This window comes from Microtetraspora malaysiensis, assembly GCF_001528665.1.
Classification (GTDB): Bacteria; Actinomycetota; Actinomycetes; order Streptosporangiales; family Streptosporangiaceae; genus Microtetraspora_A; species Microtetraspora_A malaysiensis.
This window is the reverse complement of the sequence record NZ_BBYJ01000044.1, coordinates 15709-28788: the sequence shown is the minus strand read 5'-3', so window position 1 is coordinate 28788 and position 13080 is coordinate 15709. Positions and strand designations below refer to the sequence as shown.

8 protein-coding genes are annotated in these 13080 nt (G+C 67.1%); 4 read left to right on the top strand and 4 right to left on the bottom strand.

All coding sequences use genetic code 11. The annotated features are described in order from the left end of the window. The first annotated feature begins 123 nt into the window (after nucleotides 1-123). The gene (locus AWQ71_RS38170) at nucleotides 124-498 is read left to right on the top strand and encodes a hypothetical protein (RefSeq protein WP_067143790.1); all 375 of its coding nucleotides are present in this window, start codon (nucleotides 124-126) and stop codon (nucleotides 496-498) included. A gap of 93 nt (nucleotides 499-591) precedes the next feature. Here the strand turns inward: AWQ71_RS38170 and AWQ71_RS38165 are convergent, their stop codons facing one another. Then, entirely contained in the window at nucleotides 592-2688 is a 2097-nt protein-coding gene (locus AWQ71_RS38165) for a tetratricopeptide repeat protein (protein ID WP_067143788.1), read from the bottom strand. Nucleotides 2689-2927: 239 nt separating this feature from the next. After that, on the bottom strand, nucleotides 2928-5264 hold the full coding sequence (locus AWQ71_RS38160; protein ID WP_084259761.1) for an AfsR/SARP family transcriptional regulator: 2337 nt from the start codon (nucleotides 5262-5264) through the stop codon (nucleotides 2928-2930). A 360-nt stretch (nucleotides 5265-5624) separates the two neighbouring features. On the opposite strand from AWQ71_RS38160, the gene dnaE reads away from it, so the two are divergent. Then, entirely contained in the window at nucleotides 5625-9212 is a 3588-nt protein-coding gene (gene dnaE / locus AWQ71_RS38155) for a DNA polymerase III subunit alpha (RefSeq protein ID WP_067143784.1), read from the top strand. A gap of 140 nt (nucleotides 9213-9352) precedes the next feature. Here the strand turns inward: dnaE and AWQ71_RS38150 are convergent, their stop codons facing one another. Then, nucleotides 9353-10000 carry a hypothetical protein gene (locus AWQ71_RS38150; protein WP_067143782.1) on the bottom strand — a complete coding sequence of 216 codons (648 nt, stop codon included), beginning with the start codon at nucleotides 9998-10000 and terminating at the stop codon, nucleotides 9353-9355. A gap of 361 nt (nucleotides 10001-10361) precedes the next feature. Then, the gene (locus AWQ71_RS38145; protein ID WP_067143780.1) at nucleotides 10362-10874 is read right to left on the bottom strand and encodes a hypothetical protein; all 513 of its coding nucleotides are present in this window, start codon (nucleotides 10872-10874) and stop codon (nucleotides 10362-10364) included. Nucleotides 10875-11216: 342 nt separating this feature from the next. On the opposite strand from AWQ71_RS38145, the gene AWQ71_RS38140 reads away from it, so the two are divergent. Both AWQ71_RS38140 and AWQ71_RS38135 read left to right on the top strand, forming a co-directional pair. Next, complete coding sequence (locus AWQ71_RS38140; protein ID WP_067143779.1) at nucleotides 11217-11624, top strand: YciI family protein; 408 nt, start codon at nucleotides 11217-11219, stop codon at nucleotides 11622-11624. Between the two features lie 6 nt (nucleotides 11625-11630). Beyond that, nucleotides 11631-12776, top strand: coding sequence for an RNA polymerase sigma factor (locus tag AWQ71_RS38135; protein ID WP_067143777.1), 1146 nt, complete (start codon nucleotides 11631-11633; stop codon nucleotides 12774-12776). Nucleotides 12777-13080 lie beyond the last annotated feature (304 nt).

The window sequence follows — 13080 nt, the reverse complement described above, 5'->3', positions numbered from 1 at the left end:
GCCGGGCGAGTGGCCGTCATCAAGCCCCCGTTCCGTGGTGCGTGAATCACATCGATAACGGATCGAAAGACGTCACGCCTAGCGTCTCCCTGGACATAGCGATTTCGAACGAGGGGATCTGGAATGCGACTGCACACGAAGATCGCGATGGCGGCCGGGGGGCTGGCGCTGATCGGCACGTGCGTGCTGGTGACGGCTCCGGCGCAGGCCCAGGGCAACCCGCCCTGCTACGCCAGCAGCGGGCACCTGTACTGCGGGAACAAGGCGGGGGTGAGCGTGTGGCGCAGCCCGAGCTACAGCGAGTACGACAAGGATGCCGTGGACACGCTGATGTCGAACCCCAGCTACTTCGAGTGCTACGTCTCCGGGCAGAAGCACGGAGGCGGGAACAGCATCTGGTACCGGACGTACGGCGACGTCAGCGGGCGCACCGGCTACGTCGCGGCCGAAAACGTCTACACCTGGAAGGACCCGTTCCCGGGCGTCAACCACTGCTAGCTGCTAGTGCTGCGTTCCTCAATGCGGGTGGGATCGCCTCTGTCCAGGAGCTCTGGGCGGGGGCATCCCTGCGTGACAGGAGCGTTTCCGCGTCTAGAGTTGCTGCGAGATGGCGTCGGGGGGGTCAGGATCGGGGTCGAGTTCGATCGCGCGGGCTTCGTGGTAGGTGATCAGACCCAGCTCGTGGAGGATTGCCGCTGACTTGTTCAGGCAGGCACGGTCACCGGTTGCCCGGCCGAGCCCCCACAAGTGCTCTGCCTCCCAATAGGTGTCGGACAAGCCGCGCTGCCGATCCAGTCGGAGGGCCTCCCGGAAGCAGGTCACCGCCTCATCCGCCTGCCCAGCCAGTCTGTGTGCCTCCCCGAGGTTGCCCAGCGCCATCACCTCGGTGACCCTGGCATTCGACTCTCTTGCCAGCGCCAGAGCTTTCCGGTGAGCGGCGATCGCCTCGCTGTACCGTCCGAGTCGTTGATGGGTCAGTCCGATGCCGGTCAGACACGATGCCTCATGCCGGGCATGGCCCAGTCGGTGCCACATCGCGCTCGCCTGTTCCAGGGCAAGAAGCGACTCCTCATGGCGCCCCAACGAGCGAAGAGCCGCACCTCGTCCGTTCAGGGCCAAAGCCTGGCCGGTGTCGTAGCCGATCGGTCTCCAGGAATCGAGAGCACGATCGAAGGACGCCAGAGCCTCTGCGGGCTTTCCCAGCGCGTGCAATGCCCAACCGAGATCATTGTTGCCGAGCCCCGCCTGGCGGAGGTTACCGGTGGAACGCGCCGCCTCCAGAGCGAGGTGTCCCAGAGCCAGTTGCTCGCGCCATCGCGCTCGCTGTTCCAACGGCGTGTTCAAGCATGCGGACAGGTAGGCCGCGATCGCCGGATCAGCACCGGCCACGGCCTGACGGGCGGCGGCGACAAGGTTCTCGATCTCCGTGTCGAGCCATGCGTTGACCGCCTCAACGGAGTCCAGTGGCACCCCCGAATGGGTGAGCGCCTCGGGTACGAAGTCGATCCGCCAGGCGATCAGCGGCTCGACCGACAGCGCCGCGCGTCGCGCCGTGGCGAGATAGCAGTGGAAAGCTCCTTGCACGGCGAGGGCTCGGGCTTCCTCGCTCTCCTGTTCCATCGCGAGTTCCTTGGCGAACAACCGCAGGAGGTCGTGCGTGCGATATCGCCCGGGAACGTCGGACACCACGAGCTGGCTCTCCAGCAGGTGATCGAGAAGCTCAGCCGTACGCCGCTCCGGCAGCCCCGCGAGAGCTGCGGCGACAGGAACGCCGATATCCGGCCCGCCCAGGAGGCCGAGCAACCGGAACAGCCGGGCCGCCGGTCCATCGCCCAGGTCCTCGTAGCTGACCATGAAACTGGCGCGTACCGCCTGGTCGTCGATCTCGAGCTCGGCCAGCCGCCGCTGCTCGTTGGCGAGTCTGTCGGCGAGGGCGCGAACCGACATGTCCGGACGCCCGAGCAGTCGCGCTGCGACAATGGACAGCGCCAGTGGTAGTTCGCCGCACAGTGGGATGACCTCGGCCACCGCCTGGGCTTCGCGGTCGAGCCGGTCAGCACCGAGAAGCCTGGTGAGAAGTGCGCCGGCCTCCTCTGGCATCAGCCCTCGGAGCTGAGAATGGCTCGCGGCGTCGATCGAGCTCAACATCCGCCTGCTGGTGATGAGCACGCAGCACGTCGCGCTGCCGGGCAGCAGATGGCGTACCTGCTCGGCGCTCGCCGCATTGTCCAGAAGGATCAGCAGGCGCTTCCCGTGTGTCAGCGAGCGGAAGATGGCGACCGCCTCCTCCGGCTCGCTCAGGATCGTCGGGGCGGCGACTCCCATGGAGCGCAGGAATCGGCCGAGCACCTCCGCAGTGGGCAGGGGATCCGTATCGGGAGTGGATCCCTGCAGGTTGACGTAGAGCTGCCCATCAGGGAAGAGGTGGGAGATGCGGTGGGCCACCTGGAGAGCGAGAGCCGACTTGCCGATGCCGGCCGGTCCGGAGATGGCCACGGCGCGTTCGGAGCCATCGGTCAGCAGCGTGCACAGCCTCTCGACCTCTGCCTCACGGCCGGTGAACGTCGCGACGGGGCTGGGCAGCTGTGCGGGTATCGGTCGTTTGAGTGCCGTGAGCTGGGCAACGACCTGCGACGGGACACCCCGGCTCGGCTCTGGCCGGCCTTCCGGTTGGCTGGACTCCCCCACTATGAGCCCTCGCGGGCAGTGGCTACGCCGTTCCACGGGCCCACGACCACTCGGCCGGCGGCGGTGCTCAGCAACGCTGCGGCCGACATGATTTCCAAGGCGACCGGCCGACCGGCTGATCCGGCAATCAGGAAATCCACCCCACTACCCATCAACCCTCATTTTAGGGACCAGGCATCGTAGCGGAGTGTCCGACAGAGGGGTCTGGCCGGGCACGTCTCCGAGCCGCTGGAAGCAGCTCAAGAGCTGCTTCCAGCAGGTCGGCGGCCTGGGACGGCCAGCGTTGATTCAGGTTCAGGGAGCCGAGGGAGAACAGCATCGCCGGCCTGGCCCGGCAGGTGGGAGACGGCGCGGCAGGCTTCGAGGGCCCGGGTGGCGGCCGACCGCCAGTCGTCGAAGTGAGCCCGCGGCTCGAACATGTGCACGAAGCCGGCCGCGAGGTCGCGGCACAGATCGGCGAGCTGCAACTCGGCGCTCTGCGTCACCGCGGAGACGAGGTTCGGTCGCTCGCTCTCCAGCCACGCCAGCGGGTCGCTCAGCAGCGCCGCCTGCGATGCGTCTTCCGGTAACCAGCGCGAAGCATGACCGCGGGGGACCATCGGGTAGCGGTTGCCGTATCGCGCGTCGCGGGCCTGCTCCGCCAGACCCAGCAACGCGCCGAAGGCCCGGCTCAGCACGGCCAGCCTGGCGTCAGGCGGCTCTGCGGCCTCCGCCTGTTCACGGGCGAACAGGCGGTTCAGATCATGGAACCGGTAACGCGGCTGGCCGGCTCCGTCCCTGCCGAGCGGCTGCAGCAACTGGGCATCGACCAGTTGCTCCAGTAGCCGCTCACCGTCGTGCACCGTCGTGTCAAGCAGCGCCGCCACCAGCCAGGGCGCGAATCCGCCCGGGGCATCCACCAGCCCCAGCCGCCGGAACGCCAGGGCCGCCCGCGTCGACAGTTCACGGCAGGACAGCTCGATGCCGGCCCGTACCTCCAGCCCTCCTCGGCTGAGCTGATCCAACCGGCTCCGCTCGTCGGCCAGCCGCTCGGCCATTTCGGCGACCGGCCACTGCGGCCGCATGACCAGTTTCGCCGCCGCGACGCGCAACGCCAGCGGCGACCCGTGACACAGAGCGGCCAGTTTCGCCACCGCCTCCCGCTCGGCAGCCGCTCGCTCAGCTCCCAGCACACGCGCCAGCAGTTCCGCGGACTCCTGCTCGGTCAGAACCTCCACCGGCACCGGCAGCGCGCCACCACCCACCATCAACCCTTCCAGCCGCCGCCTGGAGGTGATGATCACGGAACAGCCCGGCGTCGCCGGCAGCAATGGCCGCACCTGTGCCGCCGACTCGGCGTTGTCCAGTACGACCAGCACCTGCCGCCCGTCCACGATGCTGCGGAACAACGCGGTCCGCTCCTCCACCCCGGCCGGAATCGCCGCCCCGTCGACTCCGAGCGCTCGCAGGAACCGTTCCAGCACCGCCATCGGCTGCGCCGACTCTCTGTCGAGGTCATAGCCACGAAGATCGGCGAACAACTGGCCGTCGGGGAACCGGTCGACCACCTGATGAGCCCACTGCAGGGCCAACGCGGTCTTGCCCACCCCGGCCGCCCCGCTGATCACGCCCATGGGAAGGTGCCGCCCGTCCTGCCCCAGCAATCGATCCAGCGTCCGCATCTGCGTCATCCGACCCACGAACGCTGATATCACCGGCGGCAACTGCGCCGGCCGTACCATCACGACTGGCCCTGAACCCACCCGAAGAGGCTCATCGTCCGGGTTCCCGCCACGGCGCGGCGCCAGCAGCCTGGGAACCTGCGGTTGCGTGACATCACAGGCAGGCGGTCCGGCCAGGATCGCCTTCTGGACATCTCGCAGCCCTCTGCCCGGTTCCACGCCCAGTTCTTCCAGAAGATGTTCGCGTCCCTGCTGATAGCTTTCCAGCGCGTCGGCCTGCCGTCCCGAGTGCCACAGCGCCAACATCAACTGCGCGCGCAGTCCCTCACGCAGCGGGTGCTCCTCCACCAGCCCTGCCAGCCGTGCCACCACCTCGCGAGGACGGCCACAGGCCAACTCCGCCTCGGCCCACTCCTCCGCGATGCCCAGCCGGGCATCCTCCAGGCCGCGGGCCACCGCGGCGATCTCGGCGGTGTCGATCTCGGCCAGCACCGGCCCCCGCCACAGCCCGAGCACCCGCCCCAGCATCGCCGCCGCCTGCTCGCTCTGCCCGGCCGCGGCCGCCCTTCGGGCCGCTCCCGCCTGTTCCTCCGCCTCACGCGTGTCCAACCACACGCCGTCGGTGCGCAGGCGATAGCCGGCCTGCTCAGTGGCGATCACCTGCACGCCGCAGCCGGCGGCCTTGAACGCCTTGCGTAACGCGTGCACATGGATCGGGATCTGGGTGCGTACCGATTCGGGCAGGCGCTCGCCCCAGACCGCGGCCGCCAGTCGATCGACCGACACGACCCGCCCGGCATCCAGCAACAGCGCGGCCAGCAGTGAACGTTGCCGAGGCCCTCCCAACCGGACAGGGCGCCCCCTGACGCCGACTTCCAGCGGACCAAGAACTCGAAACTCAATGTGAGTTGTCATGAAATCCCCCGTCGATCACCCAGTGTCCTGCGTTCGAAACTCGTCGGCAACAGGCGGGCAAGGGATTCGAGGGTCATTTCGGTGGTCTGCCCCACAGATGGGTGGGATCGTGTTCGACCGAATCGGTGTCGGCCACTCGCGGGCGCCTCGCCCTCGCCCGGGACGGACCCCCAGGTGAGGTACCCGCGTGCCTGCTTGGTCCTGCCACAGGCTGCGGGGCCCATCCCGTTCGCCGCAGGCGTTCAGCCGTTGATCTCTCTGCTTTCTCCACGAGGGTGGTCGGCCACCGCTGCCTGCTCGATAGAGTTGGGTCTCCTCCAGCGCCCCACCCGCACCACACCGGAAAGGCCAAGATCACCCGTGGCTGATTCGTTCGTTCACCTGCACGTTCACACCGAGTACTCGATGCTGGACGGCGCGGCGAAGATCGGCAAACTGGCCTCGCGAGCGGCCGAGCTGGGGATGCCCGCCATCGCGATGAGCGATCACGGCAACATGTTCGGCGCCTACGAATTCCAGGCGAAGATGAAAGCCGCCGGGGTGAAGCCGATCATCGGGATCGAGGGCTATGTCAGCCCCGAGTCCCGCTTCCACAAACAGTCCGTGTTCTGGGGGGAGCCCCACCAGCGCAAGTCGGATGAGCGGACCGGCCTGGGCGGCGACGTGTCCGCCAGCGGCACCTACCTGCACAAGACGATGTGGGCGATCAACGCCCAAGGCCTGCGCAACCTGTTCAAGATCTCTTCACTGGCCTCCCTTCAGGGCCACATGAAGAAGTACCCGCGCATGGACGATGAGCTGTTCGCGGAGTATCACGAAGGGATCGTCGCCACCACGGGCTGCCCGTCCGGCGCGATCCAGACCCGGCTCCGGCTCGGGCAGTACGACAAGGCGCTGGAGACCGCGGCCAAGTACCAGGAAATCTTCGGGCGGGACAACTACTTCCTGGAGATCATGGATCATGGCGGGATCCCGATCGAGACGGGAGTCCGCAAGGACCTGCTGCGGATCGGCGAGGCTCTCGGCATCCCTCCCCTGGTGACGAACGACTCCCACTACGTCACCGCGGACCAGTCCACCGCGCACGACGCGCTGCTGTGCGTCGGCACCAACTCCCAGATCAGTGACCCGAGTCGGTTCCGGTTCTCCGGAAACGGCTACTACGTGCGCTCCGCTGAGGAGATGTGGGCGCTCGACAGCTCGGAGACATGGGCGCAGGGCTGCAAGAACACCCTGCTGATCGCCGAGCGTGTCGAGCCCTATGACGAGGTGTTCGCCCACCGCGACCTTGCCGCCAAGTTCCCGGTCCCCGAGGGCGAGACCGAGATGAGCTGGCTCCGCAAGGAGGCCTACCGCGGTGCCGCCCGCCGTTACGGCGACCCCGTGCCGGACGATGTCCGGGAACGGATCGACTACGAACTGCGTGTCATCGAGGACATGGGGTTCCCCGGCTACTTCCTCGTCGTCGCCGACATCTGCCAGTACGCCCGCGACAGCGGCATCTGGATCGGCCCCGGTCGAGGATCGGCCACCGGGTCCATGGTCGCCTACGTCACCGGCATCACCGAGCTCGACCCCATCGAGCACTCTCTGCTGTTCGAGCGGTTCCTGAACCCCGAACGTATCTCCATGCCCGACGTCGACCTCGACTTCGACGAGCGTAGGCGCGGTGACATGATCCGCTATGTCACCGAGAAGTACGGCGAGGACAACGTCTCGCTGATCATCACCTACATGACGATCAAGTCGAAGGCGGCCGTCAAGGACGCGGCGCGCGTCCTCGGTTACCCCTTCGTGGTGGGCGAAAAGATCACCAAAGCGTTCCCGCCCGCTGTCATGGGCAAGGAGATCCCGCTCACCGGCATCTTCGACGAGAAGCACCCGCGATACCCCGAGGCGACCGAACTCCGCAAGCTGTATGACGAAGACCAGGACGTCAAGCAGGTCATCGACACCGCGCTCGGCCTGGAAGGACTGACCCGGGGCACCGGCGTGCACGCCGCGGGAGTCATCTTGTCCTCCCAGCCCCTGCTCGACGTGATGCCGATCTTCATGCGGCCCGACGACGGCGCCCGCATCACCGGCTTCGACGGGCCCAGCAGCGAGAACATGGGCGCGCTGAAGATGGACTTCCTCGGCCTGCGCAACCTGACCGTCATCGGCGACGCCGTCCAGAACGTCAAGGACAACCGCGGCATCGACCTGGACATGCTGTCCCTGGCTCTGGACGACAAGAAGACCTACGAACTGCTGGCGCGCGGCGACACGCTTGGGGTGTTCCAGCTCGACAGTTCGATGATGCGCGACCTCACCAAGCTGATCGCCCCGGCCCGATTCGAGGACATCTCGTCGGTCCTGGCGCTCGGCCGCCCCGGCCCCATGGGAGCCAACGCCCACACCAACTACGCCCTCCGCAAGGCCGGCCAGCAGGACATCACACCGATCCACCCCTCCCTCAAGGAGGCGCTGGAGCCGATCCTGGGCACCACCTACCACCTGGTGGTCTACCAAGAGCAGGTCATGGCCATCGCCCAGCAACTCGCCGGATACACCCTCGGCGGCGCCGACATCCTGCGCAGGGCGATGGGCAAGAAGAAGAAGGAGGAGATGGACAAACAATGGGCCACCTTCTCCTCCGGAATGACCGACAAGGGGTATACGGAGGAAGCGGCGAAGGCCGTCTGGGACGTTCTCGAGCCGTTCAGCTCCTACGGATTCAACAAGTCCCACACCGCCGGCTACGGGCTCGTTTCCTACTGGACCGCCTACCTCAAGGCCAACTACCCGGCCGAGTACATGGCCGCCCTCCTCACCTCGGTCGGCACCAACAAGGACCGGATGGCGCTCTACCTCGCTGAATGCCGCCGCATGAAGCTGAAGGTCCTCCCGCCCGACGTCAACGAATCCGGACTGCGGTTCAGCGCCGTCGGCGATGACGTCAGGTTCGGGCTCGGCGCGATCCAGAACGTCGGGGAGAACGCCATCAATGGCATCATCAGCACCCGCACCACGAAGAGCGCCTACACCGACTTCAATGATTTCCTGACGAAGGTGCCACAGGTCGTCTGCAACAAGCGCACCATCGAATCGCTCATCAAAGCCGGTGCGTTCGACGGGCTCGGCCACCCCCGCCGGGGCCTGGTCCACATCCACGAGCAAGCCATCGACGCGGTCATCGACGTCAAGCGCAAAGAGGCTTTGGGACAGGACTCGCTGTTCGGCGCGTTCGACGACGATGAAGACAACGGAATGAGCAGCGTCTTCCAAGTCGCGGTTCCCGAAGGCGAGTGGGACAAGAAGACCAAGCTGTCATTTGAGCGAGAGATGCTCGGCCTCTACGTCTCCGATCACCCGCTCAACGGAGCGGAACGCGTGCTGGAGCGCAACCGCGATCTGACGATCGCTCAGGTGCTCGACGGCCAGGCGGGGGCCGGCAACGTCCGCATCGCCGGAATCATCTCCGGCGTCGACAAGAAGGTCACCAAGAAGGGTGACGTGTGGGCGATCCTCAAGATCGAGGACCACGACGCGTCCATTGAGGTTCCCTGCTTCCCTCAGACCTACCAGCTGTACGGGACCAACCTCGCGCCCGACCTGGTCGTCTCCGTCACCGGACGTATCCGCTCGCGTGGTGACGGTGACGAAGCGACCATCTCGTTCAACGCCACTGACATCACGTTCCTCGACATCTCCGGGATCCAGGCAGATGGCCGCGAGCCGATCGTGCTCTTCCTTCGCGAGGAACGCGTAAACAAGGATGTCGTCAGAGAACTCAAACGAATCCTCACGCTGCATAACGGCGACACCCCCGTTCTTCTCCGGGTGGAGCGCCTCAACCGCAGAATCAACGTCGTCGAACTTCCTGACTATGCGGTGAACCTCAAGAATGGAGCATTCGCAGGGGACATCAAGGTCCTTCTCGGCGCGAACGCACTGGTCGCCCCATGACCGGGGACATATCCACCGTTTTGGGGCCGTAGAGGTCGAGTTGTCCGAACGGCAACCCGAATGCGGACGATGCACGACGGCCCGGAACTCCTTTAGCTACGGTGAGCCGCCACCCGACGGTCCAGCGAAGAGGCGCGGGGTCATTCGTCGTCTGGATCTGCCGGCGCCACGATCGGTGCGATCTGCAATGGTGTAGCAGCCCCGCCGGCGATCTCGCGCGCGTGATTCAGGGTGTAGTCAAGCTGCCTGGCCAGGAGTGGGAGGGTCGCCGGAGGTAGATACGCGTCAGCGCCGGCGTCGAGCAGGCGTCGGACCGGGCCGTGGTATTGAACTCCGAGCTCGTGGTCCTCGATTTCGGTGACGACGACGCGAGCTTTCGGAAACATCGACCGGAGCGCTGCAATCAGCTGCGGGCTGCCTGGGGGTACCAGCAGCACATCGGTCGTCGCGGGAGCCGCATGCATGTCGAGCACTACGTAGTCCGGCCCGAGCTGTGTCGACAGCGCAACCCGAGCCGCGGTCGACAGCTCCATCGCGGTGGCCACGACTGTCACGCCCTCGTAGTCCATCGGTGCTTGATCGTTGGCCTCATCTGACGCGTCGCGATCGACGATGGCGCCGTGGACCACGTCAATGGTGCTGGAGATTGTGGCTATCGACGCGCCGTCACGCGTGACGACCAAGTTCTCATCAGGCCCGAGGGCGTCGATGAGCGCCACGACGTCTTCGGGAAGGCGGGCCACGTCGATGCGCCGCATCGAGCGTGGGGCGCGTTTGCGGGTCACCATGCCTGGGACACGCTCACGGCTGCGAGAGCACCCTGCGTCATGAGTAACCCCGGTTGCTCATCGAAAGGCCCATCCGCGGTGACCTGGTCGCTGCCTTGGACGTGCCGTTCAACCAGCTGATCACATGAGTCCCTTCCGATACTGTGATCTTGTTGGACTCCGCTGAACGCTCATTGGTTCGAGCCGCGCCGGAGATTCCTTCGTCGACCATATCCGCGCCCATCAACGGCGACGCGGAAATGGAGCTAGGCAGAGGCGGCCAGGCCGCGTAGAGCCGGCCCCGGCCGCGAGCAGCTCGGGCCGCCCGCCGCACCCAGCATCAGCCACACCCAAGGCGACCACGGACCCGCCGTCGCCCGGGTCATCTCATGAGATCAACAGGCGCGGGCATCCCCCGCATGGCCTCCAGCACCACACGCTCGCCCAGGGGACGGCCGAGCCGTACGATCACCTGCCTGCGGTATCCCACATCCGGGCAATCCCAGGAACTCCCCCTCTCGTGTGGATGCTCCTCCACCACGATCAGTGCCGCATGCGCGGACTCGACGGCTTGCGCCGTATAGTCCGCGCCGCACGGCCCAGTGGTCTGAGCCCCGGTGAACTCGGCGGTGAGCGTCTGTCCGTCCCGGTGAACGGTCACTTTCTTGACGGACGGAGTGCCAAGAAGGGGGCCGTACCCGTCCCGCCGCGGAGGTGTCGGAGTGGCCCCTGCCCCCTCTTCCGCGAACGCCTGCTCATAACCTTCAAGAGCCTGCCGTATGTGCCTATCGAGCTGCCGGTCGTCCTCAGTCGTGATCCACCACAGCAGCCCCACCGAGACCAGAACGGCGACAGTCATGATGAGCAGGACCCAGCGCGCACGCGTCATGATCATGAGACGCTGCCCAGATGGCGCTGGTTCACGCGCGTCGCCTCGGCCCCGCCCGCTTTCCCTCCGCCCAAGGACGCCTCCGGCGGGGCCTCAGGAGACCGTTCGTGCCGTCATGGTGCTACGAGTCAGCCCGGGTAGCCGCCCCGTGATCGCTCAACTCGCAGCGGCTGGGTCAGGTCGAAGGCGCTGGCCGGCATCGTCGGCCGGCCGCGACCCCACCTTGGTACGCGTAGTTTTTTGAAGTCCCCCAGGAAATATCGCGGTGGGATGTCGAGAACCCGCGTGTGGTTTCGTCCTCGCGGTGAACATGGCCACACAGGGCCGTACCACTCGAAGGAGAATCTGATGGCCAAGTACCTGCTGCTCAAGCACTACCGGGGCGCGCCGGCATCGGTCAACGACGTACCGATGGACCGGTGGACGCCGGAGGAGGTTTCGGCCCACATGCAGTACATGCGGGACTTCGCCGCTCGACTCGAGGAGACCGGCGAGTTCGTCGACAGTCAGGCGCTCTCCCCGGAGGGCACGTTCGTCCGCTACGACGGCGAGGGGCGGCCGCCGGTCACCGACGGCCCGTTCGCCGAGACCAAGGACCTGATCGCCGGCTGGATGGTGATCGACGTCGAGTCCTACGAGCGGGCGCTCGAACTGGCCGGCGAGTTGTCCGCGGCTCCGGGTGCGGGTGGGAAGCCGATCCACGAATGGCTCGAGCTGCGCCCGTTCCTGACCGCGTGCCCGACCATCACGGAGTGACGCACGGTGGACGAGACCCTGCTGCGGCGCCTCACCCCCGCCGTGATCGGCATCCTCGTCCGTCGCGGAGCCGACTTCGCGGCGGCCGAGGATGCCGTGCAGGACTCCCTGGTCGAGGCCGTGCGCGTGTGGCCGGGCAGCCCGTCACAGGACCCCAAAGGCTGGCTGGTCACCGTCGCCTGGCGTAAGTTCCTTGACGCCGCCCGTGCCGACACCTCTCGACGGCACCGCGAGGTACGCGTCGAGGTCGAGCCCGTGCCCGGCCCGGGCGAGGCGGTGGACGACACGCTCCAGCTGTACTTCCTGTGCGCGCACCCGTCCCTGACACCGGCCTCGGCCGTCGCGCTCACGCTGCGCGCGGTCGGCGGCCTGACCACGCGCCAGATCGCGCAGGCCTACCTCGTGCCGGAAGCGACCATGGCCCAGCGCATCAGCCGGGCCAAGCGCACCATCTCGGGCGTGCGGTTCAACCAGCCCGGTGACGTCGCCACCGTGCTGCGCGTGCTCTACCTGGTTTTCAACGAGGGCTACTCCGGCGACGTCGACCTCGCCGACGAGGCGATCCGGCTCACTCGCCAGCTGGCGGTCAAGACCTACCATGAGGAGGTCGCGGGCCTGCTCGCGCTCATGCTGCTCCACCACGCACGGCGCCCGGCCCGGACCGCTCCCGACGGGCGGCTCGTGCCGCTTGCCGAGCAGGACCGCAGCCTGTGGAACACCCGTCTGATCGCCGAGGGCGTCGACGTGCTCCAGACAGCCCTCACCCGCGACCGCCTGGGCGAGTTCCAGGCCCAAGCCGCCATCGCCGCGCTCCACGCCGACGCCCAGACGGCCGAGGAGACCGACTGGGTGCAGATCGTCGAGTGGTACGACGAACTGGTGCGCCTCACCGACAGCCCGGTGGCCCGCCTCAACCGGGCCGTCGCCGTCGGTGAGGCCGACGGTCCGCGGGCCGGTCTGGCCGCCCTGGCGGGGCTCGACCCCGCCCTGCCACGCCACGCCGCCGCCGCGGCGTACCTACACGAGCGTGACGGTGACCCGGTCACCGCGGCACGGCTCTACGCCGAAGCCGCACGATCGGCGCCCAGCCTCCCCGAACGCGACCACCTCACGCGACAGGCCGCACGGCTCAACGCGCGGCTGCGCCGTTGAGCGGCAAGACGGTTGGATCACGCAGCGGTGCCGCCCAGGCAGTGCCTGACTGAACATGCCTGCCACGCGTGGCCCGCACCACGCGTCACCGCCTTCCGCGAAGCCGGGCGTTCGGCGCGTCGGCGGCGGGGCAGGCTGCCGGCCACGAGAGTGAGCGAACTCGGCCGCTTCAACAGGCGGCGGCGCGATGATCGCCGAACGCACTGGGATGTGCTGAATTACGGATGCTGTGCAGATTCTGGGCGTTTGTCGCTTTTATGACGAGGTCACGGGTGATCACTGATGAGGTCTCTGGCTTGACGAT

Bases quoted from the DNA above. Each gene is read 5' to 3' on its own strand.
- AWQ71_RS38170 (WP_067143790.1), top strand. From the start codon at position 124: ATGCGACTGCACACGAAGATCGCGATGGCGGCCGGGGGGCTGGCGCTG.
- AWQ71_RS38160 (WP_084259761.1), bottom strand. From the start codon at position 5,264: ATGACAACTCACATTGAGTTTCGAGTTCTTGGTCCGCTGGAAGTCGGC.
- AWQ71_RS38150 (WP_067143782.1), bottom strand. From the start codon at position 10,000: ATGGTGACCCGCAAACGCGCCCCACGCTCGATGCGGCGCATCGACGTG.
- AWQ71_RS38145 (WP_067143780.1), bottom strand. From the start codon at position 10,874: ATGATCATGACGCGTGCGCGCTGGGTCCTGCTCATCATGACTGTCGCC.
- AWQ71_RS38140 (WP_067143779.1), top strand. From the start codon at position 11,217: ATGGCCAAGTACCTGCTGCTCAAGCACTACCGGGGCGCGCCGGCATCG.